This window comes from Planococcus sp. TJ-201 (assembly GCF_058268495.1).
The window spans coordinates 707,407-733,912 of record NZ_JBZDOG010000001.1; the positions used below are offsets into that span (position 1 = coordinate 707,407).

A 26,506-nucleotide genomic window follows, 5' to 3' on the forward strand; every position below is an offset into this window, starting at 1 on the left:
ACATTTCACCCCTGCTCCACCTAGAAAATCATTTGAACACTGTCTGCATTTGATTTTCTTTTTTTCTTGTATCTCTATTTGTCGGCTTAGTAGAATCCTTTTTTGCTCTAACTATAAAAGTGATAAGGAAACTTGAGATGAGTCCTAAAACTGCGGCTATTGATAGGCTGAGCATCTTCTTCTGTTGACTTTGGCCTGCATCTATATTTTCGGATGATGCCTGAGAAATAATGCTGATATGACCGTCTTTTAATGAATTCTTTACTTCATTTTGAAAAACAGATGATAGCGTATTCGCAATGATGGTTGCTTGTTGCTTATCTTTAGATGCAACAGTGATCGTTAAGACTGGTGAATTGGTGTCATAATCTACTTGGATTTTCTGACGAATATTAGTAATGGAGCTATGTAAATCTAGTTTTTCTTTAACTTCCCCCAAAATTTTAGGGCTTGTTGCAAAGCTTACATAAGCTTCAATAGCCTGAGAATCCACTCGATTGTATTCCACATTTTGATATTGATTGGCCTGGACTGACTCTTCAATTAGCAATTGGCTCGATGCCTGATACTCCGTATCAAGGATAAACTCAAATGCCCCCCATACTGCCAATACAAGAAAAGGTACGAATGAGACCGCGAATAAAAAAAGAATTTTAGTTTTTTTGAGTAACTCTGTCTTCGCCTGATTACTGGTCATCTGGCACCCCTCTCCTCATCGAAAAAGATAGATTTTTAGAATTTATTTCTAAAAATTCAGATTATTATAGTTCATTTATATCATAATATTTTGGTTCAATCTACACTTTAGAAGATTTTTTTAAAATTATTATTAAAAAATATAAGCACTTAGTCTTTTATCGAAAAAATAATTATAAAAATTTTACTTAAATTAGATACTTATGCCTAATAAAGTTTTTTACTACAGTGATTCTTAAGGCACGTTCCCATTTTAGAAATACGTTGAAATTAGATGACTTCTAATTCAAATCAATTATATGCACTCCAAATTATTCAGCCTCTTTTTGTTCTCAATCAATATTTTCTAAACAAAAAAAGAACATTTCTCATTTACTGAGAAATGTTCTTCAACTATTATTCTTTCCACAAACCAATGATGCCGTTTCTGCGATAAATTATTTCTTTGGATTCGAGTGTCTTTAGTACTTTAGTTAAGGTTTGGTGAGAAATATTGATGTCCGTCGTAATTTCCTTGATTGTTTTAAAAAGGACACCTTCTGATGAAGCATTTTTCATAAAATAATGCATGAATTTCTCTCCAATTTCCGCTGTTTTTTCAGTTTCTGATGAAAAATACTCGCGACATTCGCTTAAAATTCTTTCTTCAGAAAAAATTTTGGTATTCCTGTTCACTCTGTTTTCCATCACTTTCATCTAAACACCTCCAAAATTAAAGCTAGTTGATCATGCTTATAATTTATATACCCTTTCTTTTTAAAATTATACACAGAATTTCAATAAATACTGATAATTCCAATATTAATTAAAAATATCCATTTTAAGGATAGGTTTATCCAAACGAGATTTCATTAAATAAAAAAACAGGAAAAGTTTTCTTCCCTGTTTTTGTTACAGAACTTTTTATTTCTTCATAGCATCTTCAATAAAATCCTTTAGCACATGAATTCCCATCACACAGTCATTTAAAGAAGACCATTCTTTTGGATTGTGGCTCACACCATCTTTACTTCTGACAAAAAGCATTGCTACTGGGATAAAACGCCCGAGATTCATGGCATCGTGCCCTGCTCCACTTGGAATATAAGTTGGCGTAATCCCAAACTTGCTCAATGAAGCTGCCAAACGATTTTGCAAATCCTCAGCAATAGGAACAGGTTGAATACGTGTGTTTAGTTTGATGTTGCTGTAAATGTCGTGTTTCGCAGCCACTTTTTCTGCCTGCTCGATTATTTGATCGATAAGACGGTCTCTCGGTTCTTCCTTGATGTCACGAATGTCCACAAGCATCTTCACTTTTTCTGGAATGACGTTTGCTCCATTTGGGAAAACGTCCATCTTCCCAACCGTTGCCACAGCCGTATCACTCACGCCTTTTGGAAATTCCGGGATTGAGTGGAGAAAGTCTGCAGCTGCGACTAAGCAATCTTTCCTCCCAATCATCGGCGTATTTCCAGCATGTCCAGCTTCCCCTACAAACTCGACTTCGAGCCAAGCAGGGCCTGCAATGCCACTGACGATTCCCACCGGTTCATTTGCTTTTTCTAGTTTTTTTCCTTGTTCAATATGCACTTCCACGAACAATTCCAATTCACTGATGTCTCTCTTGGATGCTTTAAAAGAATCGAGCGTGCTGCCGTAATTCGCTAAAACTTGTTCGAGTGTATCTCCATTGTAGTCACGCAGCTGCGCCATTTCCTCTTCTGAAATGGCTCCAGTCATTGCCTGGCTTCCGGTCAATCCACTATTGAAACGCGATCCTTCCTCGTCTGAAAAAACAATGACTTCGTAAGGTTTTTCAGGAGTATAGCCTGTTTCTTTCCAGGATTCCACCACTTCCAGAGCCGATAAAACTCCAAGAGGCCCATCAAAATTTCCGCCATTTGGAACACTGTCCACATGTGACCCCGATGCGATTGCCGGCCCTTTGGCTCTGCCTTCCAATCGAGCTGTGATGTTGCCTGCCCCATCTACGGAAACGGTTAAACCAGCTTCACTCATCCATTTTTTCACCAATGTCTTTGCTTCTTTTTCTTCAGTTGAAAAACCTGGACGCTTTACGCCGCCGATTTGTACAAAACCGATCTGAGACAATTCGAACAAGCGTTGTGCAATGCGTTCTCCCTGAATGCCCGAATGATCGAGGTCGTTGTTGTAGTCTTTCATTAAGTCTTCATACAAAGGATTGTCATTGTTTACTGGCATAATTTCCTCCTTGATTTTGACTGTGTTATTTAGTTAAAAATGACCATGCGTACTGTGCATAGAGTTCTGCGCCTGTAGCCATGGCATCTTCATCGATATTAAATTTGCCATGATGATGGGCCCACTCCGTGTCTTTCTCTGAATTCCCACTGCCCACTAATGCAAAGCTGCCGGGCACTTCATCAAGGTAAAAGGAAAAATCTTCTCCACCCATCGTCGGTTTTTCATTGTAAATCGCTTTTTCACCAAATGCCTCAATTGCGACTTGCCGCACCAATTCGGCACTTTCAGTGCCATTAATTACAGCTTGTGTTCCTCTAATGTATTCCACTTCTGCAGTTCCGCCGTATATCGCAGCCGTGTGGTCAGCATATACCTTTAGTTGTTTTTCGATATGATCTCTTACTTCTGGATTAAAACACCTTACCGTGCCTTCAATCTCTGCATTCTCCGCGATGATGTTAAAGCGGGTTCCCACGATCATTTTGCCAACCGTTAACACTGCCGGCTTCTGAGGATCGATTGTACGAGAGACGACTGATTGCACGTTCATGACAAATGATGAAGCGATAACGGCTGCATCGATGCAATCTTGAGGCATCGCCCCATGTCCTCCCTGTCCTTTAAAATGCACTTTAAAAATATCTGCCGAAGCAAACGATGGCCCTGGATTGCAGGCAACGGTATGTGAAGAACTTTGAGACCAGATGTGAATGCCAAACACATCATCTACACCCTCTACTGCACCTTGTTCGACCATCACTTTAGCACCTGTCGCCACTTCTTCAGCAGGCTGAAAAATAAATCGAACATTTCCTGGAATGTCTTTCTTGACGCCGACCAACGCTTTGGCGGCTGCCAAAAGCATCGACGTATGCGCATCATGTCCACATGCATGCATTTTGCCAAGTTCTTTTGATTTGTATGGCAGATCGACATTCAGTTCTTCCACAGACAAAGCGTCCATATCGGCACGCAGTGCTACGGTCCTGCCTTCTTTGCCACCTTTGAGTTCCCCGATCACACCAGTTGGTTCTGTTTTACGCGCTTCGATCCCAAGCTCTGTTAAGTAATCATAAACAAATTGGGATGTTTGAAACTCTTCCCACGACAGCTCTGGTTCACTGTGAAGCTTACGGCGGATTTTGACCATTTCTTCATTATTTTCTTTGATAGCATCTTTTATGGTTTGGTTAATCATGTGTAATCTCCTCCAGTTTTATAGGAAGCCGACGAATATACCTGCCAATATAACCGAAACAATGGTGACTGTGATAAAACCTGCAACGAGCATCGGCGGCAGCATGTGACTCGTTAGTACTTCCCGTTCTTCTTCATCTTTCGTCAGTGAGTTGATCACTTCCACCGTAATAATATAATCTGCCGGGAATCCATAAAGTGCCGTTAACGAAACTGCAAAAGCCATCTCTTTGCTGACTTTAAGAAGTTTACCGATTACGAATGAAAAAATGTACATGCCGACCACACCAATAACGATACAACCAATTAACGGATAAAGAATTTCCAGCATCATACTTGGGGTTGCATTTTTTAAGCCGTCGAATATATAAAGCAACAAGCCCATAATTGCAAACCCGAAACCATTCGCTTTTTGCAGCGGGTGGCGTTCCAAGAAACCGATGCTGCGGGCGATAACACCGAACAGTAAACACAAGACGAACGGGCTGATCTCAAAAATCGGCGCAACAAGCGTTGACGTTAAATAAGCCAAGTAGCCGACCAATGCCAAACGGAAAAATTTAAAGAAATCGGTATTGTATTTTTCCGGCATGTTCGCGAACATGCGCGGTTCTTTGACTGTCTTGCCCGTCGACCCTTTTTTCTCACCAGGCAATTGTTTTGCCGTTAGTTCATTGTTTCTGTATTTATTTAATAGATTTTGCCCTTCTCTTTTCAGCATGATTGACGTCAACGGGTATCCAGCAAACCCTTGTACCACATAAATAACAATGGCGAAGACAGCTAAAGTTGGCAAACCAGCTGCGGCTGCTCCTTCTGACATAATCAATGCCGATACCAATCCGCCGACCAATGGCGGAATTGCAACTACGACGGTTTCAAAATCAAACAATAAGATGCCGATACTGAATAATGCCGCAATAATTCCGAGTATGCCTGATATAGCAATTAAAATTGTTTTCCACTGATTTTTCAGTTCTTCCAAAGACAATAATGTTCCCATATTCGTGATCAGTAAATAAATGAGCATGACTGCTACTGCAGGTGGAATTCCCGCAATGGCAACGATTTCTGGAGGAAAGAACGTCCAATATCCCAGAAGGAACAAAACCCCACTGACAAATATAGAAGGAATCCAAGCTTTGGTGCGGGTAGAAATTGCCTCGCCGATAAAGAGTACAAGTATTAAAATTGTTAATGCGAGCATCTGAGCCATCTTTTGTTTCCTCCTTTTCTCTCTTCAATAGCAAATAAGCTATTCGTTTCAAAGCATTGCCATGAAAATTTTAATAATGTTGCAATAGTAGCACAATATCGCAGCATAATAAATAGAATAAAACGACTATTATGAAATAACATTAAACTGAATTTCTATTCATTTTTCTGTTTATATACTCATTCTTTTCGTTTGGATCTCAAATTTCTATCTGAATAAAAGGTTTCGTCCAACCATTACCGAAGACCGAGCAGACGTTTATTTGTTAATCATTAGAGGTATTTATTAGGATAAGCGAAAATTTAAAGGAGGAGTTAAACACATGAATGGCAAACACTATATCAATGGTGAATGGACAGAAACTGGCGATGGAAAAATTGAAATAATGAATCCCGCAACAGGTGAAGTTGTAGGTTCCGTGCCTAATGGAGGCGAAGAAGAAGCCACAGCGGCGATCGAAGCTGCTGCCGAAGCTTTTCCGGAATGGTCGAAGACAACGGCCTATCACCGTGCTGAACTTTTAATGAAGTGGCATGATCTGTTGCTTGAGCATAAAGAAGAAATTGGAGAAATCTTAACTAAAGAAATGGGCAAGCCTTTAGCTGAAGCGATCGGTGAAATCGAGTATTCAGCTTCATTTGTCTCCTGGTTTGCGGAAGAAGGCAAACGCATGTATGGCCGAACGATTCCCGCAAGCAAAGAAGGCAAACGCATTCAGATTAATAAACAACCGGTTGGTGTTGTCGTATCCATTACCCCATGGAATTTTCCGGCCGCAATGATGGCCAGAAAAATGGCTCCTGCTCTGGCTGCTGGCTGCACGTTTGTTGCCAAACCGGCAAAAATGACTCCGTTGACTGCGGTAAAGATGTATGAATTAGCGATCGAAGCCGGATTCCCTAAAGGCGTCATCAATCTGGTGACAGGCAGCGCCAGCAAAATCGGCAAAGTTTTCACGAGCCACCCCGATGTTCGCAAACTGACGTTTACCGGATCAACCGAAATTGGCAAAGAACTGATGAAGCAAGCTTCAGAAACCATGTTGAACTTGTCTCTTGAATTAGGTGGACATGCTCCCATCATCGTTTTGGAAGATGCGGATATGGACTTGGCCGTTGAAGGCGTTATGGCATCCAAATTTCGAAACGCCGGACAAACATGCGTCTGCGGAAACCGGATTTATGTGCAGCAAAGCATTGTTGAAGAATTTTCGCAAAAGCTTCAGCAGGCTGCTGGCAACTTAAAAGTCGGCAATGGACTTGACGAAGGTGTCCAAATCGGACCGCTGGTGGACAAAGACGGCTACGAAAAAGTGGAGAAACATGTTCAGGATGCTGTTGAAAAAGGAGCCAAAGTGCTGGTCGGCGGTGATGGCCGTTCTGAAAACAATGCTTATTTCTATAACCCAACAGTTTTGGTTGATGCCACTTCGGACATGCTGGTCATGAACGAGGAAACCTTTGGCCCTGTTGCTCCAATCATGTCTTTTGAGACTGATGAAGAAGCGGTCCAATTGGCAAATAATACGCGTTTCGGATTAGCTGCTTACTTTTTCACTGAAAGCATGTCCCGCGGCACCTACTTATCCGAAAATCTGGATTATGGAATTGTTGGCTGGAACGATGGGGCCCCATCGACAGCACAAGCTCCATTCGGCGGAATGAAAGAAAGCGGCGTTGGACGTGAAGGCGGACAAGAAGGTTTGGATGCTTTCCTGGAAACGAAGTACATCTCGATAAAAGTATGAAGTGTTAAATAACACGTAAAAAAAGCGTTCCGGAAAAATTCCGGAACGCTTTTTTGGGTTTTATAAAACCGTTTCACCTATTTTAATTCCTGTTGCAGAAGGCTTGGTAGCCAGGCATTCGTAATGCGGGAATTTCTCTGCCAAGTCAGCAGCTATTCTAGTTTCTTGTCCTTTTTTTACAGCGATGAACAGGGATGGACCCGCTCCGCTGATAGCCGATCCATAAACACCTAACTCACGGCAGCTCGTTTGGATTGCATCAAAATCAGGAAATCTGTCTTTGCGGTAAGGTTCATGGAAAACATCTTTCTGCATCATACGCCCGGCTGTTTCCCAGTCCCCTCTTGCTAATGCCGCCGCCATAGCATTGCCAGCTGCACTGCCGCGTATGGCGGTTTTGAACAGCAAATTTTCCGGCAGCAAATTTCGGGATTCCGTTGTTAAAAACTCGGTTGGCGGAACAAGAATAACCACCCCGATCTCTACTTCTGGTACATGAACAATTTCCAAATCCTCTTCATCAAAATAGGAAATCGTCAAACCGCCAAGCAAAGAAGCTGAAATGTTATCTGGGTGCCCTTCCATTTCCGTGCCGATTCTCAATTTTTCTTTCATCGACAGTTTTAAGTCTATCAATCGGTCTGCAATTTCAATTCCTGCAGCAATTGCAGAGGCACTGCTTCCAAGGCCACGGCCTAAGGGAATTTCCGTCTCCACCATCAATTTTGCGCTTGGCAAAGGACGCCTGTATTTGTCTGCAACGGCCTGTGCCGTTGAGACAATCAAGTTGTCTTTGCCACTCGCAATTTGTTGGTAGCCGGGATCTTCGTATTCGACCAACCATTCGGCCGCAGGCGATACATGAACAAACATGCGGAGATCCAATGCCAGACCAATTGAATCAAATCCAGGGCCCAAATTAGCCGTTGAAGCAGGAACAGTCACTGAAAATTCTTTCCAGCTCATATCTTCACTCCTTTTTTTAAATCCTCCCAGAAACGTTCCATGTCTTCCGGAACAAGAAGTGCTTTGTGCTGATTCACTGAAATTGCTGTTTCAGGATCTTTTAACCCATTCCCAGTTAATACAGCAACTACTTTTGCTCCTTGTTCGAGCATACCGCTTTCTACCTGCTTTTTGATGCCCGCAATAGAAGCACATGAAGCTGGTTCAGCGAATATGCCTTCAGTCGAAGCCAGCAGCTGATAAGCTTCCAAAATTTCTTCGTCTGTCGCTGCTAAAATGGTGCCGTTTGATTCATCGAGTGCGTTAAGCGCCAGTTGCCAGCTTGCCGGGTTGCCAATGCGGATGGCCGTAGCCACTGTTTCTGGATGTTCTACGACTTTATTATTCACGATTGGGGCTGCACCTGCTGCTTGGACACCCAACAGTTTTGGACGTTTTTCACCAGAGCGTTCTGCGTACTCCGTAAATCCTTTCCACGATGCAGAGATGTTGCCAGCGTTGCCAACTGGCAATGCAAAAATATCCGGCACTTGGCCCAATTGGTCAATTACTTCAAAAGCGATGGTTTTTTGTCCCTCGAGACGATACGGATTAACCGAGTTGACTAATGCAATTCCGGCTTCTTGCCCTACCTCACGCACCATTTGCAGCGCTTCATCAAAGTTCCCTTTGATTTCAAGAATTTCCGCTCCATACATTTTTGCCTGCGCCAGTTTCCCAAGTGCAATACGCCCTTCCGGAATGACGACGATGGTCCGCATGCCCGCTCTTGCACCGTAGGCAGCTGCGGAAGCCGATGTATTGCCGGTTGAGGCGCAAATCAATACTGTTTTTCCTTCTTCTTTCGCTTTTGCAACGGCCATCACCATGCCACGATCTTTAAATGAACCGGTGGGGTTGGCTCCTTCCAGTTTTACGTAGAGGTCAATTCCCCATTTTTCCGACAAACTCTCCAGACGCACCAGCGGCGTATTGCCTTCTTGCAACGTTAACGAAGGTGTATTCTCTGTAACCGGAAGCCATTCTTTATGCTCTTCAATCAGTCCTTGCCATTTCATGCTGTTTCCTCTCCTTCTATGCGGTAATGGCTAATGACACTCGCCGTAGCTTTGATCTCATCTAATACATCCAAATGCTGCTGCTGTGAAACTTGGTGAGTGAGCAATACCAATTCGGCTTTGCCGGCATCTGCTGCAGGCGACTGCATTACCGATTGGATGCTTGCCCCGTGTTTGCTGTAAATGGAAGTCATTTTTGATAAGACACCGACTTCGTCATTTACCAGCAGGCGGTGGCAATATTTCGCAAACCGTTTTGACACAGGTTTGATCAGGCGCTCATGCTGTGCTGCATGCGCTCGTTTTCCATTTACGCCAAGCTGCAGGTTGCGGCAAGCCGCAATGATATCGGATACTACGGATGTCGCAGTCGGCAATGATCCTGCTCCCGGGCCATACAGCATGGTCTCACCTACTGCATCTCCGTATATGTAGACTGCATTGAATTCATTGTTAACAGATGCTAACGGATGCGAGTTTGCCAGGAAAATTGGTTCTACGGAGACTTCGATTCCATCTTCATCTTTCGTTGAAGAACCGACCATTTTCATGGTATAACCAAATTTCTTTGCCAGCTCCAGGTCGCCGTCACGGATTTCTTTCATGCCTCTTACCAGCACATCATCGAGATGAACTTCCGTTGAGAATGCCAGAGAAGACAGAATAACCATTTTCCGAGCTGCATCGATGCCATCCACATCCGCTGAAGGATCAGCCTCAGCATAGCCCAGTTCCGTAGCTTCCGCTAATGCATCTTCATAAGTCATATTTTCTTTTTTCATTTTCGTCAAAATAAAATTGGTCGTGCCATTGACAATGCCCATCAAACTGGAGATTCGATCAGAAGCCAGGCCATCTTCAAGCGTCCGAATAATTGGCACGCCGCCAGCTACACTTGCTTCATAAAATAGGTCGCATTTTTCAGCGTCCGCGAGTTTTAACAGTTCGTGGCCATATTCCGCCATGACGTCCTTATTGGCTGTCACAACTTGCTTGCCTGCCCTTAATGCTTTTTCAATGGCGGATTTAGCACCGTCCATGCCGCCCATCACTTCAACAATGATATCGAGAGAAGAATCGTTCAATATTTCTTCTATATCCGTCGTGAATACACTCGGATCTAAACTGGAAAGCCGGTCTTTTTTTGCATCTCTTACCAGTACTTTCCGGATTGAAACTTGGGCACCTAATTTATGATGCAAATCCTGCTGATGCTGCTGGATGATTTTAGCAACTCCGCTGCCCACCGTTCCAAGGCCTAATAATCCGATTGAAATTTCATTTTTCATTGACGATTCCTCCCATGGTGTGTACACTGTGAAAAAACAGCTGTTTTTGTCATAGGGACATTATAGTATTATATCTTAGTTAAAACAACCCTTTTACAGACTATTAAAAAAGATGGGACTTGATTGGATGAAAGTGAGCAAATTTGGCGGGACGTCAGTAGCTAGTGCACAACAGATAAAAAAAGTGGCCGCAATCATTGAAGCGGAGCCTTCCCGTAAGATTGTTGTCGTCTCTGCTCCAGGCAAACGATTTGATGGAGATGTAAAAGTAACAGACCTGCTGATCAACCTGTCAGCAGCAGCGCTCCGGGAAGAATCAACTGAAGAGCCATTGGCCAAAGTTGTCAGACGCTATTCGGAAATCGCTCAAGACTTAGGAATGGGCAGGGAGATTACGCGAGTCATCGAAACAGACCTGATGAATCGTCTCAAATCAGATAAAAGCTCCCCACCTCTTTTTGCAGATCTGATTAAAGCGAGTGGCGAAGACAACTCAGCCAAATTGATTGCTGCGTATCTAACATCGATTGGACTATCTGCCGAATACGTCAATCCGTTTGACGCTGGATTGTTTGTTAATGGCTTGCCTGAGCGGGCACAAGCGCTTCCTGAAGCTTATGATCTTCTGGCAGATCTTCGCAAGAAAGAAACCATCACCGTCTTCCCCGGTTTTTTTGGTTATACAAAAGAAGGAATACTTCGGACATTTGAACGCGGTGGATCAGACATTACCGGTTCGATTCTGGCGGCCGCAGTAAAAGCCGAGTTGTATGAAAACTTTACAGACGTGGACTGTGTGTTTGCCGCAAACCCGCGTGTTGTTGAAAATCCAGTTGAAATCGAACAAATGACTTACCGAGAAATGCGGGAGCTTTCCTATGCTGGATTTGCCGTGCTACACGATGAGGCGCTAATGCCCGTATTTAAAGCAGCGGTTCCTTTATGCATCCGCAATACGAATAACCCTGCTGCTCCCGGCACAATGATTGTTGCCGAGCGCGACCACTCGCTACGTCCGGTAACAGGCATCTCTGCCGACAGCGGCTTCTCGACACTCTATGTCAGTAAATACTTAATGAACCGTGAAATCGGCTTTGGCCGAAAACTGCTTCAAATACTGGAAGACGAAGAAATTTCCTATGAACATATCCCGTCCGGCATCGATAACCTGTCTGTTATTCTGCGCAGCCACCAATTGACGGCTGACAAAGAGCTGCGCATTATTGAACGTGTAAAATCAGAACTGCAAGCAGATGATGTCCACATTCGCAGTGATTTTTCCATGATTGTTCTGGTTGGGGAAGGGATGAACAACTCTAAAGGCCTCACAGCACGGGCAGCAAATGCCTTCGCCCGAACTGGCGTCAATATTGAAATGATTAATCAGGGTTCTTCTGAAGTGAGTTTGGTGTTTGGCATACTGAAAGAAGACGAGCAAAAAATCTTGAATGAATTGTATAAAGAATTTTTTGAACCCGCCATGGTTCGTTAAACCGCATTCCTATCTTCAACTCCTGGGTACCTTAGCCCGGGAGTTTTTTATTTCACTCTGTACAGTTATCAGAAAATTGTGATATTATGGAATTATTCTGAGAGGGGGAAAATTAATGACAGGTATAATCAAGCCAAATCCAAAACTTTACGTAATGGATAATGGTACATTAAGCATGGATAAAAATTATATGATTTCAATGCACAACCCGGCAAGTGTACAGAACCCAAATCCACCTGGCGAGATGGTAACATTCCCGGTCTATACGGTATTAATCGACCATCCAGAAGGCAAAATCTTGTTCGACACAGCCTGCAACCCCAATTCAATGGGTGCAGAAGGCCGCTGGGGGCAGGTGACGCAATCCCTTTTTCCAATTGATATGCCCGAGGAATGCTATTTGCATCACCGGCTAGAGGAACTGAATGTCCGTCCGGAAGACATCAAATATGTGGTCGCTTCCCATTTGCATCTGGATCATGCCGGCTGTCTTGAGTTGTTCACCAATGCGACCATCATCGTCCATGAAGATGAATTGAACGGTGCCTTGCAAACCTATGCCCGCAATATGAAAGAAGGGGCTTATATTTGGGGAGACATTGATGCGTGGATCAAAAACAATCTGCAATGGCAAACCGTCAAACGGACCGAAGATGGGCTGCAGCTTGCTGAAGGCATCAAAATTCTGAACTTCGGCAGCGGCCATGCATGGGGAATGCTCGGCCTCCAAATTCAGCTTCCCGAAACCGGTGGAATCATTTTGGCTTCTGATGCTATATACACAGCGGAAAGTTTTGGCCCACCGATCAAACCGCCTGGTATTTTATACGATTCCGTTGGCTATACTTCAGCCGTTGAAAAAATTCGCAGAATCTCTAAAGAAACCAATTCTGATGTCTGGTTTGGCCATGACGCCAATCAGTTTAAGACCTTCCGCAAATCAACCGAAGGCTATTACGAATAACTGGTTACAGGTCGATCAGTCTTCATTTTTCTAGAGACGCCAAAGCACTCAAAGCCCTTCGCCAGGGACTGGCAAAGGGCTTTTATCTGTTCTAGATTTATATCCATTTTTCGATGACTGGACCTTTATTGCCGTATACAGGATCGGTTTTTGGCAAGGGCGTGTTTTGTATATCTTCCAACACATAGGGGCGTTCTCCTGGCTCACCCGTTTTCAGGTTATACGAGACACCCCCAGGATATGCACCAACAATTGCAAAATCGCTGCTGGCTTCCAGCTTTTTGTGGCCTGTTCCTGCTGGCAGCAACACGACATCACCCGTTGCAACGGCTAATGCTGTTCCCTGTTCCCCACCAATCTGTAAAGTTGCAGAGCCACGGCAAACGCCCAACACTTCATGCGTATTGCTATGGTAATGATGGTAACTGAAGACACCTCCAGTCCAGCTGTTTGTCCAGTCGTGGCTGTTAAAGACCCTTTCAATTTCGTGCGGATTTTCTTTAAAAACAGCCGGATAAACAATCACTTCCAACGAGGGATGATTAGGGATTGATCCATCATCCTGAAATCGATAAAACTGTGACTTTTCCATTTTCTCAGCTCCTTTTCGTTTAAGGAACTTTACCCGTGAGGCGATAGATTAATCACAAATTGAAAATTGAACTAATAGAGAGCAAATCACTAGATGCTCTAAAAGCCTATTGCTCAGTTAAGCCATGGATAAATTTCTCCAATCGATCCATACCTTCTTCGAGTACAGGCATGCTATAGGCATAGGAAATTCGCACAAATCCTTCTCCGTATTTAGTGAAAGCTGAGCCAGGCACTGCAGCTACGCCCCCTTCTTTCAATAAGCGCATAGCGAATTCATAGGAAGTCATGCCAAATTTTTCAATTGAAGGAAAGATGTAAAACGCACCTTTTGGCAGTACCACATCAATCCCCATGCCAGTTAAACGGCTATAAACAAAATCTCTGCGCAGAATATACTCTTTATTCATTTCAGCGGGAATGTGGCGCTGATTTTTCAATGCTTCGAGTGCTGCAAATTGGCCTGGCACAGAAGCACAAATGGCATTGTACTGGTGGACTTTCAACACATGTTTCATATACAGTTCCGGTCCCAGCACAAACCCAATTCTCCAGCCGGTCATCGAATGGGATTTGGACAAGCCATGGACTAAAAATGTACGTTCACGCAATTTTTCAAAACGTGCAAAAGTTGAATGTTTTTCACCGTACGAGTTTTCACTGTAAATTTCGTCAGTGATCACAAAAACCTCATGTTGTTCCAATACTTCTGCAACCTTTTGAAGCTGGTCGGATTCCATTGTGACACCGGTTGGATTGGAGGGAAAGTTCATCAATACTGCTTTCGTGCGCTCAGTCATCAAACTTTCAAGGCGCTTCGGATCTGGCTGGAAGCCAGTATCCGATGTGTCCAAGTACACCACTTTCCCTCCGCACAAGTTAATAATTGGTTCGTATCCTGGATAAGCAGGCGCTGGCAAGATCACTTCATCGCCTTCTTGCAAAATGGCCCGAAAAAGAGAATCCAGCCCTTCGCTTGCACCGTTGGTAACAATGATTTCCGTTTTTGAATCATAGTGCAAATTGTAAGAATCGCGAAAAAAAGATGCGATTTCCTCACGCAGCTCCAACAATCCTGCATTGTGCGTATAGCTCGTCTGATCGTTTTGGATGGCCTCGATTGCCGCCAATTTGACTGCCTCGGGTGTTGGGAAATCCGGCTGGCCGATTGTTAGATTAATGGCGTTTGGAAAGTTGATCATTTGGTTGGAAAACTGGCGAATGCCGGAAATTTCAATAGCCTCGATCCGGCTGTTGATTGAGATGCTCATGAGTGACAACCTTTCTTTTACATAAGTTAATTCAAATGAACTACCATTTAAAATATACATCGGATTAATCCTATGAACCAAATAAATGAAGAGGATTTTGCCTGGTAACAGTAATGCAAAAGTATTTGTATAATTAGCTACTCTTAGTAGCAGCCAACTTCTTTACCTAAATACTAAGCAAATTCACTGATAAATATAAGCATACACTAGTGTTTTAACAGCTGCCATCTATGACTTATCAAAACCCGAGCCTCTCCCGGACACTCGCGGCATAATTCTGGCTGACTGGCAAAATCGAACCGTCCCTTAACGTCAATTGATAATTCGAAGCAATATCACGGGATATTTCTTCTATATAATTAATATTGACAATATAGGAACGATGGATTGGCAGAAAACTGTCCGGCAATTGATGCTTCAAGTTTTTCAAGGTATGGATGGAACAATAGGTTTCATTGTCCGTAAAGAACCAGGTTTTCTTCTGGCTGCTTTCGATATGGGATACGAGGTCAACTGGAACCGGACGCCACGTTTCATCAAGCTTGCCCGTCAGAAATCGAATCGGCTGTTTTTGGCGGACGAGGTAATCAGGCGGCAGGATGATCACCAATACCCCACTTTTTTCGCCAAACTTCATTGGATAGCCGATACCGTAGTAAGCTGTTCCCAGAATCGACTCTTCGACAAACATCTCAATCCGCTGCCCTTCCTTTTTGGCACGTGCAGCAATACTGCCAGGAAGCACGGGTTGCCCTTCCCGAATCTGGAGGTCATGAACACCCGCTTTATAGTAGATATACTTCTCCTCCACAGAAATGGCGATCGATGCTTCTTTTGGTATCCAGTCCCCAATGATAAAACCCATTTGCTCCAGCACATTGTTTTCCATTCCCTGATTCTCCTTCCAGATGTGTTTATCCCCAAATAACCGCTTTTATCGTTGCCTATTCCTTTTCATCGCATTTGCCTGACAGTTGATTCTCTCTGTTATATATTAATATACAATAAAACAAACTGTATTAATACAGTTTATAAAACTTTTTTTAGAAAGGGATGATTTGTTTGTTAACGAAATCGACTGTGACCATAAAAGGTGAAGAAATACCGGGAATGGAATCCATTCTTACGCCAGAAGCGCTGGAGTTTATTGAAAAACTGCATACAACTTTCGATAAGCGCCGCGTCAAGCTTCTTGAAAAACGCCAAGTACGGCAGAAAGAAATCGATGCTGGCAAAAAACTCGACTTTCTCCCTGAAACCAAACATATTCGAAACAACGAATGGACGATTGCGGCTCTTCCGGAAGACATGAAAGACCGGCGCGTGGAAATTACCGGACCTACCAATCGAAAAATGTTGATTAACGCATTAAATTCCGGCGCCAAAATGTTCATGGCGGACCTGGAAGACGCGACTGCCCCCAATTGGTTTAACGTTATTGACGGACAAATCAATTTGCGCGATGCAGTTCGGCGCCAGATTGATTTTGAAGCACCTGAAACCGGAAAGAAATATGCGTTAAATGAAAAAACGGCCGTATTGATGGTACGTCCTCGTGGATGGCACTTGATGGAGAAGAATCTCCATATTAACGGCCAACCAATTTCCGGAAGCCTTGTTGATTTCGGTCTTTACTTTTTTCACAACGCACAAGAATTGATTGACCGCGGCACCGGTCCTTATTTTTACCTCCCGAAAATGGAAAGCCATTTAGAAGCTCGCCTATGGAACGATGTTTTCGTCTTTGCGCAAGATGAACTGGAAATTCCACAAGGCACCATCCGAGCAACTGTTTTGATTGAAACCATTTTGGCCGCATTTGAAATGGACGAAATTCTGTACGAGCTGCGCGACCATTCTGCTGGATTAAACTGTGGGCGATGGGATTACATCTTTAGTGTCATCAAGCGGATGCGCAACCTGCCGGAGTATATTTTCCCTGATCGCTCACAAGTAACCATGACCGTACCGTTCATGCGAGCTTATACACAGTTATGCATTAAGACTTGTCATCGTCGCAACGCACCTGCTCTTGGCGGCATGGCAGCCCAGATTCCGGTCAAAGGAAATGACGAGGCCAACGCTGCCGCTTTTCAAAAAGTGGCAGAAGATAAGCGACGGGAAGCAATAGACGGCCACGACGGAACATGGGTGGCCCACCCTGGCATGGTGGCAATCGCGATGGAACAATTTGATGAATATATGCCTGCACCAAATCAAATTGATAAAAAGCGTGAGGATGTCCAGGTGACCGCTGAACAATTGGTGGCCGTGCCAACGGGTACCATTACTGAAGAAGGTCTCCGCTCCAATATTTCAGTTGGCATCCAGTACATCGCATCCTGGCTAGCCGGAAACGGTGCAGCCCCTATCAATAACTTAATGGAGGATGCTGCTACTGCTGAAATTTCCCGCTCACAAGTATGGCAATGGATTCGCCATCCGAAAGGCATTTTGGAAGATGGCCGGAAGATTGATGTTTCTTTATTCCATGAAGTCGTCGAAGAGGAAGCATCTAAGATTAAGCAAGCGATTGGCGAGGAACGATATGCGTCTGGAAATTATACGGAAGCCCGAGAGTTATTCACAACCCTCACTTTGCAAAGTGATTTTGCTGAATTCCTGACACTGCCTGGTTATCAACTACTAAATTAAACGATTGGAGAGGATCATGATGAACAATACGCACACTTATGAAACTCGCTCAAAAAAAGAATGCCGGGAATGTGGATGTGAAATCAAAGAACAGCGCGAATCGATTGTCTATGAATGTGAGCGCTGCATGGGGAATAAAGAAGAGTGAATCGAAAGATAGGATAACCCAACAACGGGTTGTCCTTTTTTGATGTTCGAGGAAGAGTTGCAAAAAACCAAAACTAAACCGCCCAAATTCAATTTGGGCGGTTGGCTTTATTGTTGATCAGATGATTTAAAACGATAGCGGGTGTCTTCTTCGAGTTTATTGAAGACTTCTATATAGCGTGTACCGCCTTGTGTTTCGGTTGGTGCTTCTTCTCCATCGAGGATATCGGCAAGCGGACGGGCTTCGGGTTCGATAATCACCGAATCAAAATCGTCCATCAATCCTTGAAGTTCGCCATAGCTCTCAACTTCCTTATCTTTTTGGACTTGCTCGAATAGCCGGTCCGATTCTTCTTGTGTCAATTCAACGTAGCCTACTGTAATGCGCTGCTTTTCCATAGTAAAACCTCCTGTAGCGTAATGATTCATTTCTGTCTCTATACCCTTCGGTAGAAATTCCGTAAACCTGCAGCTGCCAGTCACTGGAAGAGAACTTGAATTTCCGTTATGATGAGTGCAACAAAAAAAGACAGACCGGAGTTGATCGTCTTGCGCGTCGCCATATTTGATTTTGATGGGACCTTGTATTCGAAAGAAACGTTCCAACTGATGATGGACCACTTGAAAAACCATCCTGAGCACAGCAAACGGTACCGCCAATTTTACCGTGCCATCATGCCGCCGTATATTGGCCACAAGCTAAAAATTTACCCGGAACGAAAAATGCGCGAACGCTCTGTCCAAGCCTACTTATCTGCTTTGGAAACCTTCACACAAACTGAACTCGAGCGATATTTCGGTGAAATTGCCGACCGGATGCACGGTGATATGAATCCTACGGTTATCGAGCGGTTGAAAAACCACGTTGCCAATAATGATTACGTCATGCTTGTATCTGGAGCTTTCACGCCCCTTCTTCACGCAGTCACCAAGCAATTGCCAATCAAGACCATTATTGGAACTGACATTCTTTACAAAAACAATATTTTGGACTACCGGACACGCATTACACATATTCAAGGACCATTGAAAACACTAAAGATCAAAGAAGCACTTAATGGACAGGACATCGACTGGGCGAACAGTTACGCATATGGCGACAGCCACTCGGACCTTCCTGTACTTGAACTCGTCGGCAACCCGGTAGCGGTTCAGCCAGAACCCCGGCTGCGGACCGTTGCCACAAAGCGCAACTGGGAAATTATTTAATCGGTCAGTGAACGGTTTAGATTAAAGTGGATATAAACAGAAAAGCGAATCGCAGGTGCGATTCGCTTTTTCAGACTGTCGAGAAACTGATAACAAGCCGTGGGTTTCCGAAGCTTACCGTTCGCTTTCCGCGGGCTCGCGTCCAAGCCTCCTCAGTCACGCTGTTCCCTGCGGGGTCTCGGCCGTCTCGCTTTCCCGCTGGAGTCGAACGGACGCTTCTCCAACCCACTTAGTAAAGACTCACTTTTTGAATGCAGCGGAAGGCAGCGACTCCTACTGGAACAGCGGCGGAGCAAAGCGACAGAGCGACACGAGCTAGAGCCACTAGACTGAGCAGAGCGAGGGAAGCGGCAGAAACCGTGCCCGTGGAATGCATCCGGCTGAAGCGAAATGGATGTGTGATGCCCTTTTTCAACAAGCTGGAAAAGCGAATCGCATTTTTTCACATCTACTCGAGTGTCTCAATACAGATCTTGATACCCTTCAGCAAATCTTCATGAGACCAGCTCGGAATGCGGCCATGCTGGATCGCCAGTTCGTGCGATGCTGGAATGTGGATAAATCCTGATGGCATATTTGGCTTGTGTGTTTTGGCGTAATGCAATCCCTCGTACATCACGTTATTGCATAGATATGCACCTGCTGTATTTGAAATGGTGGCAGGCAGTCCATTGGCAAGCAAATTCTCCACCATTTTTCGGATAGGAAGTGTTGATAAGTATGCCGGTTCTCCCTCTTCTCGAATGGGTTCATCCACGGGTTTATGCCCCTCACTATCCACAGCACCGTCTTTGAAGTTGATGGCGATGCGTTCTGGCGTTATCTTGTACCTCCCTGCTGCAAGGCCAAGCGAAATCACAGCATCCGGATTTTCCTCTTCAATAAACTTGAGCAATGCGGATCCTGATGAATTAAAATCCACTTGCATAATTTTTCCGACTATGTGATAACTTCCAATCGTCGTTTCGTCTAACGCTCCCACAATTTTCAACGTAGGATTGACCGTAAAATCTAAAAATGGTTCAAATCCTGTCACTAATAGTTTTTTCAACTTTATCACCCCCTATCCGCTATTATACGCATTTCCAAATACTTTCATACAAGATAAAATTCTGAAAACATAAACTTTTTATTTGTACAGAAAAAAACTTCCCAAAAATTTTTACCTGTGTTAAAATTCATTTTTATGAATAAACATACACATAACAGGGGGAACTAATTATGATTAAGAAAAAACCATTTATCGCTTTATTTGCATCATCTGCTTTATTGCTTGGCGCTTGTGGAAGCGATACTTCGAGTGAAGCAGGATCTTCAGAGGAAAAAGAAGTATTGGAAATGGGCACATCGGCAGAATTTGCGCCTTTTGAATCGCGCAATCCAGAAGGTGAAATTGTCGGTTTTGACATTGACCTTGCCAATCATATTGCAGACGAGCTTGGCTATGAACTTGAAATCACAGATATGAAATTTGATGGGTTGATCGGCGCTTTGCAAAATGATCGCGTTGATATGGTCATTGCTGGCATGTCTGCAACTGATTCCCGCAAAGAAAATGTTGATTTCTCTACAGAGTACAACCATTCGGGCGAAATGTTCGTTACCCCTAAAGATTCAGAGCTTACTAGTCTCGAATCATTGGAAGGCAAAACGGTAGGTGTTCAGCTTGGTACGATCCAAGAAGAAGGTGCGAAAAGCATTATTGCTGACGAAGGCATTAATTTTGAATTAAAAGCTTTGGACGATTCTGGCGCATTGATTCAGGAAATCCTATCCGGCCGCATCGATGCTGCATATATGGATAAACAAGTTGCACTTGGCTATATCGAAGCGCAGGACCTTGGCGCATTCGATGATCCGACCACAGCTTCACCTGGTATGGCTGTCGCTTTTCCTAAAGGCAGTGAACTTGTAGAAGATGTTAACGGTGTACTAGCTGCTATGGAAGAAAGCGGCGAGTTGGACGAACTGAAAGAAAAATGGCTGACTGACGAAGAGTAAACTTTCCTTTAGAAAAGAGTTGTAGTAGATGAACCTGGATTTCTCACAAATAGTTCCCTATATCCCTTTCATGCTGGAAGGGATATGGGTCACCTTAAAATTTGTATTCTTCGCCATTATTCTTGGTTCCATTCTTGGAACAGTGCTTGCTTTGTTCAAGATTGGCAGCATAAAGCCGTTGCGATGGTTCGCCGATGCTTATACGTCGGTTTTCCGCGGAACACCATTGATTTTGCAATTGATGATTATTTATTACTCCATTCCCCAGCTGAGCGGCTATGACATTTCACCATTTCTGTCAGCTATCTTGGCTTTCGGACTAAATTCATCCGCTTACATTTCGGAGATTATTCGTGCCGGCATTCAAGCTGTCGACAAAGGACAAATGGAAGCAGCACAAGCTCTTGGCGTCCCTTACCGCGCCATGATGAAAGACATCATTTTGCCCCAGGCCTTGAAAAACATTCTGCCAGCTTTGATGAATGAGTTTATTACGTTAACAAAAGAATCCGCCATCGTTTCGACCATTGGCTATCTCGATCTGATGAGACGGGCGCAAGTAGTGGGCGCCGACCTGTTCCGCAACTTCGAACCCCTATTATTTGTTGGCCTCATCTACTGGTGCCTTGTAATGGGCTTAACGATGATTGGCAGAGTTTTCGAACGGAGGCTGAAACAAAGTGATTAATGTCCAAAACCTGTATAAAAAGTTCGGCACCAATGAAGTGTTGAGCGATATTTCCACGACAGTAAAAAAAGGTGAGGTGGTGTCGATTATCGGTCCTTCTGGTTCCGGCAAGTCGACGTTCCTTCGCTGTCTGAACTTGTTGGAAGTTCCAACTTCCGGCACGATTGAAATCAACGGCAAGAACTTGACGGCATCTAAAAAAAATATCCATAAGATTCGCCAGCAAATCGGCATGGTGTTTCAGCATTTTCATTTGTTTCCGCATTTGACAGTACTTGAAAATTTGACCTATGCACCAATGAAAGCTAAAGGCGTCAAAAAAGCAGAAGCAGAAATGAAGGCTCGCCTCCTGCTTGAACGAGTTGGTTTGTCCGAAAAAGAAAAAGCCTATCCAAACAGCTTGTCAGGCGGCCAAAAGCAGCGTGTTGCCATTGCGCGTGCGTTGGCAATGGAACCTGAACTGATGCTGTTTGATGAACCTACTTCAGCACTCGATCCAGAGATGGTCAAAGAAGTGCTGGACGTCATGAAAGATTTGGCGAAATCCGGTATGACCATGGTCGTTGTTACGCATGAAATGGGCTTTGCTCGGGAAGTTGCAGACCGTGTTTTGTTCCTTGACCACGGCGTCCTTGTTGAAGAAGGCCAGCCGGTCGAGTTTTTCAGCAACCCTACAACTGAACGTGCCAAAGATTTTTTGGCTAAAGTATTGTAACAGGCATCCCTTGGATGCCTGTTTTTTGTCGCTGTTGATTCTGTTTGTTCATTTGATGCTCAAATATGTACAGGCTGCTTAACACCTCGACATGTTATAATCAGTTTTGGCAAACATGCAGAAAACAGAGGTGGAAATGTGTTTAGAAAAATTATTATTTTACTGGGAGTCTTATTTTTCATGTCGCTGATCATTTTTACAGCCGTCATGTTTCTAAAAAATGAAGTGGAACTTTATTCGCAAAATAATGTTTCTTTATCAGTTGAAAAACCGACGTTCATTACACTCAGTGAACCCGAAACCAGTGAGAATGGCTCAGACTTTACACAAATATACAATATGACGTTTCTTGGATTGGACGTTGGCACGTACACATTGGTTGACCGATCGCTGCCAAACGGCACGTCCATTATTTTTGAAGAAATCCAAAATACCGGTTGGATTCCTTATACTTTCTCATTGAACCTCAACGGATTGGAAAATGCGGAATTTAAGTCTTGGAATCCTGAACCGACCGTTAGACTCGATGAAGCACTTTATGGTCCAGATCCAACAACTAATCCTTACGGAGTATTCACAAAAGACGCTGGTGAAATTCTGATTGGCAACGTCTATGTATCCCGCAGCCTGCAACTTGGCAATGGTGAATGGGTGCAGGAGCTGCGCCATGAGATTGCTGAATTTACCACTGAAGAAGGTGTGTTGTCGAAAAACTTGTGGCTGCCTCCTAAACATTCGAGCCAGACATGGTTAATGGCTGCTCCAGAACCGTTATTTGAAACGGAAGAAGCGGAAGATGAATGGATCACTTTTTCACTTGAAAACCGCTTGTCCCAGCTAAACTGGCTGACGCCGGAAGGTCCATACGTCAAACTCGAATTGACCGATGACCTACGAACAGAGCTTGCTTATGGTGATCTAGATGAACGAACAGCAGACCTCCCTTCTCTTGAGTGGAATGAAGACTCACCTTCTTTGTTCTTTGAATCGATGGTTATGAACGCAGAAATCAATCAGCAATAAATACGTTAAAAACCGCTGGTGCCATTGCTCCAGCGGTTTTTTAGCTAACAAAACCAGTAGAAATAGAACTGTAGATTTCCAAGTAACCCCGCTTTTTTATTATCAGAATAGCCTGTATAATAGAAGTAGATAAGGACTCCGCGTTCATTGCCAGCTAGCTGCACAATATCATACAAGGAGGTTAATCATAATGGAACGCAAAGTACTCGATCCCCGTGAAGCTGAACTTCGTATAGACGACGATTTCAATGCGGTTCTGAACATGATTGGCGAAGGTGCACCTGACTATGCAGCTTATGAAGAAGACGAAATTCCAAGACGGCGGCAGCGTGAAGATGAACAAGTGAAAGATCTTCATTGATGTCAAATCATGGCCTCTCTGCAACAGAGAGGCCAGTTTTATGCAACAAAACCCCGTTCAAAAAAATGAACGGGGTTTTGGCTTAACTCATCATTTCTGCCACGTAATCATACGAACGCAAGCGGTCTTCCTGATGGAAAATCGGCGAGTTGACGATAACTTCGTTGGCTCTTGTTTTAAGAATAAAGTTCTTCAGTTTTTGTTTGACGATGTCTGGTGTTCCGACAATCATCGATTCGGAATCCAGCTTGTCACGGAAAATCGCAATTTCTCGATCTGTCCATACCTCTTCTAAGTTGTCGATCGGCGCTTGGAACGTCGTCGGCTCCCCTCTCATCAACGAAAACATCTGCTGCTGAGATGAAGTCGCAAGCCATTCAGCACGTTCCTGAGTTTCCGCCACAATGATGTTAACCCCGAGCATGGCATATGGTGATGCCAAAACGGAAGAAGGCTTGAAGTTCTGATGGTACAGCTGCAGCGCCTGCATCATATAATCTGGCGCAAAATGGCTGGCGAATGCAAACGGCAACCCTTTCAATGCGGCAAGTTGTGCACTAAATCCGCTTGATCCAAGCAGCCAAAGCGGAATTTTCAAATTAGTTCCGGGATAAGCACGAACACGCCCCACCGGATTTTCTGAAAAGTAGTTTTCCAGCTCTGCCACCTGCTGCGGGAAATCATCTCCACTGCTTTGCAATGTCCGGCGCAATGCATAAGCAGTTGCCTGATCACTCCCAGGTGCACGGCCTAAGCCCAAATCAATGCGGCCCGGATAGATGGTTTCCAATGTGCCAAATTGTTCGGCAATCACAAGCGGCGCATGGTTCGGCAGCATAACTCCGCCTGAACCTACACGAATAGACTCTGTCGCGCCTGCAATATGGCCAATCAGGACCGATGTTGCTGAGCTCCCAATACCGGGCATATTGTGATGTTCCGCCAACCAATAACGATGGAATCCTAACCGCTCTACATGCTGTGCCAATTCCACACTATTTATAAACGTCTGTGCCGTTTCCGCACCTTCATTGATCGGCGCCAAATCGAGCACACCCAATGGTATATTTTCAAATTTCTTAATTTCCATATCTATTCCACTCCTATTCCCTTCCATTGTAGCGATATTTCACAAAAACTTCCTTTTTCCTGCTCAGAACAAGAAAAGCGCAAGCAGCCATGTAGATTCGACGGGCATAAGACACGCTGGCGAAGCGGCGTTTTTTAGCCGCACAGCCAGAGTGGCTTATGACCCTAGAATCTGGCTGCTGGAGCTGGACAACAAAGAAAAGCGCAAGCGCCCGTGTAGCTCTGACGGGCATAAGCCAGACCGGCAAAGCGGCGCTCTTTGCCGCACAGTCGGGTTGGCTTATGACCCCAAGAGCTGGGCGCTGGAGTCTGGACAACAAGAAAAGCGCAAGCGCCCGTGGAGGTCCGACGGGCATAAGACGCTCCGGCGAAACGGCGTTTCTTCAGCCGTACAGCTGGAGCTGGACAAAGAAAAGCGCAAGCGCCCATGGAGGTTCAAGCAGAGAATTGCTTATTTCAATAAGTAGAAAAACCCCGAAGCAATGCGCTTCGGGGTTTAACCATATTTACAAAAGAAGCTTTCGCGAGGCCAAGACCGTTTGCAAAGATGAAACAAAATGAAGGTCGTGGCCTGTCTTCAGATGATGAAGCTGCAACGCATGCTGAGGTTTAATGCCTGTGACAATTCCCCGAATGCCCATCACTTTGAATGTTTGCATCAGCGATTTCAAGTAATCGACCCCATCCTGCTCCAACTGTTCCATCGCTGTAAGATCCATGATGACTGTTTCAGCACCTGTTTCATAAATTTGATTCAGAATGTGAAAACGAATCACTTCAATTTTTTGAGGATCCAAATCGCCAAACAGCGGAATCAATACATGTTTTTTGCCGAGATCGATGCAAGGCGCAGATAATTGCCTTACCTGCTGCAACAATTCTTCAGTGCGCTCTTTTTCAAGAAGCAGATCATAATTGGTATCCTGCAAACGAGTTCGTAGGCTTAACAATTGACTCGTTACTTCGAGAAGCCGATTGCCTTTTGGAACTAAGACGATATTCAGACAGAAGTCGCTGTCCCACTTGCTGTAGACGTCTCCAAGAAATACTTCTTGGGTTGCTGAAATAAAATTTAATTCCAGAGGTTCAGCTAACCGGTCATTTAAAAGAAATTTACGCGCCTTTTCTCTGCTTCCGTCATCAAGAATTTCCAGAAAAGAAGAGCAGTCGCCCACCAATTTTCTCGCTTCCTCAGAATATTCAACAATGGCCAGTTTACTATTCAATTTAAAAGCAGGCAGCGGCCATTCATCCAATTGAGATGCTGAAGTCATTGTCAGGTTCCTTTCCAGTTTGGATCCAGCTTTTTAGTTGGTCCAATTCTTTAACGATGATGATGCCTTCGGTTTTGGAAGCCGGCCACTTCGCTATTGAGACAGCTCTTCCTCCTAAAACAACCGTCGGGTTAAATTTAAGTGCGACGAACGACTCTGCATAGTTTTTTAAAACAGGAAGCCGATATGCCAAAGCAGCCGATAAGGCGATGACATCAGGTTCCCAGCGCTTTGCAGAATCAATAGCCGCATCAAGCGGCAAGTTTGGACCCAGATACTGAACCTCCCAGCCGCACTCCTTAAATAAAGAAGCCACCATTTTCAAGCCAATGTAATGGTCTTCCCCTTCAGGGCCAAGCACCATGACTTTCTTTCTATTGGGAACTTGTACCGGCCGACGCACTTCCGTAACCGATACTACAAAATCGCAAATGGCAGTTGCTAAATGTTCATCGGCAACTGTGATAACATTCTTTTCCCATTGCTCTCCGATCCAATACATCGCAGGAGTCAATACCCATTGGTAAAGTTCTTCTTTTGTATGTTCTTCTAAATACGTTTGGACTAGTCGTAAAGCTTGCTCTTCATTGCCAGCCAAAAATAAATTGGCCAGTTCTTGTGATGTACTGTTCATGTTCCCCTCCTTACT

The 26,506-nt window shown here is 44.2% G+C and carries 27 protein-coding genes; 11 read left to right on the forward strand and 16 right to left on the reverse strand.

Annotated features, from left to right (window positions below; all coding sequences use genetic code 11):
* Nucleotides 1-28: 28 nt before the first annotated feature.
* From AC4EG4_RS03755 to AC4EG4_RS03775, 5 genes are all read right to left on the reverse strand, one after another.
* Complete coding sequence (locus AC4EG4_RS03755; RefSeq protein WP_490986935.1) at nt 29-697, reverse strand: YveK family protein; 669 nt, start codon at nt 695-697, stop codon at nt 29-31.
* Between the two features lie 395 nt (nt 698-1,092).
* Nucleotides 1,093-1,392 carry a replication/maintenance protein RepL gene (locus AC4EG4_RS03760; protein ID WP_490986936.1) on the reverse strand — a complete coding sequence of 100 codons (300 nt, stop codon included), beginning with the start codon at nt 1,390-1,392 and terminating at the stop codon, nt 1,093-1,095.
* A 207-nt stretch (nt 1,393-1,599) separates the two neighbouring features.
* Nucleotides 1,600-2,901: a M20 family metallo-hydrolase gene (locus AC4EG4_RS03765; RefSeq protein ID WP_490986937.1), complete on the reverse strand. Its 1,302-nt coding sequence runs from the start codon at nt 2,899-2,901 to the stop codon at nt 1,600-1,602.
* Between the two features lie 25 nt (nt 2,902-2,926).
* Complete coding sequence (locus AC4EG4_RS03770) at nt 2,927-4,102, reverse strand: amidohydrolase (protein ID WP_490986938.1); 1,176 nt, start codon at nt 4,100-4,102, stop codon at nt 2,927-2,929.
* Nucleotides 4,103-4,120: 18 nt separating this feature from the next.
* Nucleotides 4,121-5,317, reverse strand: coding sequence for a hypothetical protein (locus tag AC4EG4_RS03775; protein ID WP_490977646.1), 1,197 nt, complete (start codon nt 5,315-5,317; stop codon nt 4,121-4,123).
* A 322-nt stretch (nt 5,318-5,639) separates the two neighbouring features.
* Between AC4EG4_RS03775 and AC4EG4_RS03780 the strand changes: the two genes are divergently transcribed.
* A complete protein-coding gene (locus AC4EG4_RS03780; RefSeq protein WP_490977645.1) occupies nt 5,640-7,064 on the forward strand; it encodes an NAD-dependent succinate-semialdehyde dehydrogenase in 1,425 nt (474 codons plus the stop codon).
* A 60-nt stretch (nt 7,065-7,124) separates the two neighbouring features.
* Here AC4EG4_RS03780 and thrB read toward each other — a convergent pair whose 3' ends face one another.
* Genes thrB through AC4EG4_RS03795 form a run of 3 tightly spaced genes read right to left on the reverse strand, consistent with a single transcriptional unit; the run spans nt 7,125 to nt 10,377 of the window.
* Nucleotides 7,125-8,030: a homoserine kinase gene (gene thrB, locus AC4EG4_RS03785; RefSeq protein ID WP_490977644.1), complete on the reverse strand. Its 906-nt coding sequence runs from the start codon at nt 8,028-8,030 to the stop codon at nt 7,125-7,127.
* A complete protein-coding gene (gene thrC, locus AC4EG4_RS03790) occupies nt 8,027-9,088 on the reverse strand; it encodes a threonine synthase (RefSeq protein ID WP_490986939.1) in 1,062 nt (353 codons plus the stop codon). The genes thrB and thrC overlap by 4 nt, the downstream gene beginning before the upstream one ends.
* On the reverse strand, nt 9,085-10,377 hold the full coding sequence (locus AC4EG4_RS03795; RefSeq protein WP_490986940.1) for a homoserine dehydrogenase: 1,293 nt from the start codon (nt 10,375-10,377) through the stop codon (nt 9,085-9,087). Before AC4EG4_RS03795 ends, thrC begins: the two co-directional genes overlap by 4 nt.
* 127 nt (nt 10,378-10,504) lie before the next feature.
* On the opposite strand from AC4EG4_RS03795, the gene AC4EG4_RS03800 reads away from it, so the two are divergent.
* Nucleotides 10,505-11,869 (forward strand): aspartate kinase, encoded by a 1,365-nt coding sequence (locus AC4EG4_RS03800; protein WP_490986941.1) that lies wholly within the window; start codon nt 10,505-10,507, stop codon nt 11,867-11,869.
* 115 nt (nt 11,870-11,984) lie between these two features.
* Nucleotides 11,985-12,833 carry an AhlS family quorum-quenching N-acyl homoserine lactonase gene (ahlS, locus tag AC4EG4_RS03805; RefSeq protein WP_490977640.1) on the forward strand — a complete coding sequence of 283 codons (849 nt, stop codon included), beginning with the start codon at nt 11,985-11,987 and terminating at the stop codon, nt 12,831-12,833.
* Nucleotides 12,834-12,930: 97 nt separating this feature from the next.
* Here the strand turns inward: ahlS and AC4EG4_RS03810 are convergent, their stop codons facing one another.
* The 3 genes from AC4EG4_RS03810 to AC4EG4_RS03820 form a co-directional block, all read right to left on the reverse strand.
* Nucleotides 12,931-13,425, reverse strand: coding sequence for a cupin domain-containing protein (locus AC4EG4_RS03810; RefSeq protein WP_490986942.1), 495 nt, complete (start codon nt 13,423-13,425; stop codon nt 12,931-12,933).
* Nucleotides 13,426-13,531: 106 nt separating this feature from the next.
* Nucleotides 13,532-14,695, reverse strand: coding sequence for an aminotransferase class I/II-fold pyridoxal phosphate-dependent enzyme (locus AC4EG4_RS03815; protein WP_490986943.1), 1,164 nt, complete (start codon nt 14,693-14,695; stop codon nt 13,532-13,534).
* 238 nt (nt 14,696-14,933) lie between these two features.
* Nucleotides 14,934-15,584, reverse strand: coding sequence for a LytTR family DNA-binding domain-containing protein (locus tag AC4EG4_RS03820; protein ID WP_490977637.1), 651 nt, complete (start codon nt 15,582-15,584; stop codon nt 14,934-14,936).
* A gap of 164 nt (nt 15,585-15,748) precedes the next feature.
* Between AC4EG4_RS03820 and aceB the strand changes: the two genes are divergently transcribed.
* Nucleotides 15,749-17,350, forward strand: coding sequence for a malate synthase A (aceB, locus tag AC4EG4_RS03825; RefSeq protein ID WP_490986944.1), 1,602 nt, complete (start codon nt 15,749-15,751; stop codon nt 17,348-17,350).
* A gap of 19 nt (nt 17,351-17,369) precedes the next feature.
* Nucleotides 17,370-17,498 carry a protein YhfH gene (locus tag AC4EG4_RS03830; protein WP_490977635.1) on the forward strand — a complete coding sequence of 43 codons (129 nt, stop codon included), beginning with the start codon at nt 17,370-17,372 and terminating at the stop codon, nt 17,496-17,498.
* A 107-nt stretch (nt 17,499-17,605) separates the two neighbouring features.
* On the opposite strand, the gene AC4EG4_RS03835 is transcribed toward AC4EG4_RS03830, so the two are convergent.
* Nucleotides 17,606-17,896, reverse strand: coding sequence for a hypothetical protein (locus AC4EG4_RS03835; RefSeq protein ID WP_490977634.1), 291 nt, complete (start codon nt 17,894-17,896; stop codon nt 17,606-17,608).
* Nucleotides 17,897-18,007: 111 nt separating this feature from the next.
* Between AC4EG4_RS03835 and AC4EG4_RS03840 the strand changes: the two genes are divergently transcribed.
* Nucleotides 18,008-18,706, forward strand: a complete 699-nt coding sequence (locus AC4EG4_RS03840; RefSeq protein WP_490986945.1) for an HAD family hydrolase — start codon at nt 18,008-18,010, stop codon at nt 18,704-18,706.
* Nucleotides 18,707-19,154: 448 nt separating this feature from the next.
* On the opposite strand, the gene AC4EG4_RS03845 is transcribed toward AC4EG4_RS03840, so the two are convergent.
* Nucleotides 19,155-19,757, reverse strand: a complete 603-nt coding sequence (locus AC4EG4_RS03845) for a pyroglutamyl-peptidase I (protein WP_490986946.1) — start codon at nt 19,755-19,757, stop codon at nt 19,155-19,157.
* 170 nt (nt 19,758-19,927) lie between these two features.
* On the opposite strand from AC4EG4_RS03845, the gene AC4EG4_RS03850 reads away from it, so the two are divergent.
* The 5 genes from AC4EG4_RS03850 to AC4EG4_RS03870 all read left to right on the forward strand — a co-directional run bounded on the left by AC4EG4_RS03850 (nt 19,928) and on the right by AC4EG4_RS03870 (nt 23,494).
* Entirely contained in the window at nt 19,928-20,707 is a 780-nt protein-coding gene (locus AC4EG4_RS03850) for an ABC transporter substrate-binding protein (RefSeq protein WP_490977631.1), read from the forward strand.
* Nucleotides 20,708-20,735: 28 nt separating this feature from the next.
* Entirely contained in the window at nt 20,736-21,395 is a 660-nt protein-coding gene (locus AC4EG4_RS03855) for an amino acid ABC transporter permease (RefSeq protein WP_490977630.1), read from the forward strand.
* Nucleotides 21,388-22,110 carry an amino acid ABC transporter ATP-binding protein gene (locus tag AC4EG4_RS03860; RefSeq protein ID WP_490977629.1) on the forward strand — a complete coding sequence of 241 codons (723 nt, stop codon included), beginning with the start codon at nt 21,388-21,390 and terminating at the stop codon, nt 22,108-22,110. Before AC4EG4_RS03855 ends, AC4EG4_RS03860 begins: the two co-directional genes overlap by 8 nt.
* 180 nt (nt 22,111-22,290) lie before the next feature.
* The gene (locus tag AC4EG4_RS03865) at nt 22,291-23,133 is read left to right on the forward strand and encodes a hypothetical protein (RefSeq protein WP_490986947.1); all 843 of its coding nucleotides are present in this window, start codon (nt 22,291-22,293) and stop codon (nt 23,131-23,133) included.
* A 190-nt stretch (nt 23,134-23,323) separates the two neighbouring features.
* Nucleotides 23,324-23,494: a hypothetical protein gene (locus tag AC4EG4_RS03870; RefSeq protein WP_490986948.1), complete on the forward strand. Its 171-nt coding sequence runs from the start codon at nt 23,324-23,326 to the stop codon at nt 23,492-23,494.
* 82 nt (nt 23,495-23,576) lie between these two features.
* On the opposite strand, the gene AC4EG4_RS03875 is transcribed toward AC4EG4_RS03870, so the two are convergent.
* From AC4EG4_RS03875 to AC4EG4_RS03885, 3 genes are all read right to left on the reverse strand, one after another.
* Nucleotides 23,577-24,584 carry an LLM class flavin-dependent oxidoreductase gene (locus tag AC4EG4_RS03875; protein ID WP_490986949.1) on the reverse strand — a complete coding sequence of 336 codons (1,008 nt, stop codon included), beginning with the start codon at nt 24,582-24,584 and terminating at the stop codon, nt 23,577-23,579.
* A gap of 505 nt (nt 24,585-25,089) precedes the next feature.
* Complete coding sequence (locus AC4EG4_RS03880) at nt 25,090-25,857, reverse strand: STAS domain-containing protein (RefSeq protein ID WP_490986950.1); 768 nt, start codon at nt 25,855-25,857, stop codon at nt 25,090-25,092.
* Complete coding sequence (locus AC4EG4_RS03885) at nt 25,832-26,491, reverse strand: cobalamin B12-binding domain-containing protein (protein ID WP_490986951.1); 660 nt, start codon at nt 26,489-26,491, stop codon at nt 25,832-25,834. The genes AC4EG4_RS03880 and AC4EG4_RS03885 overlap by 26 nt, the downstream gene beginning before the upstream one ends.
* Between the last annotated feature and the right edge of the window lie 15 nt (nt 26,492-26,506).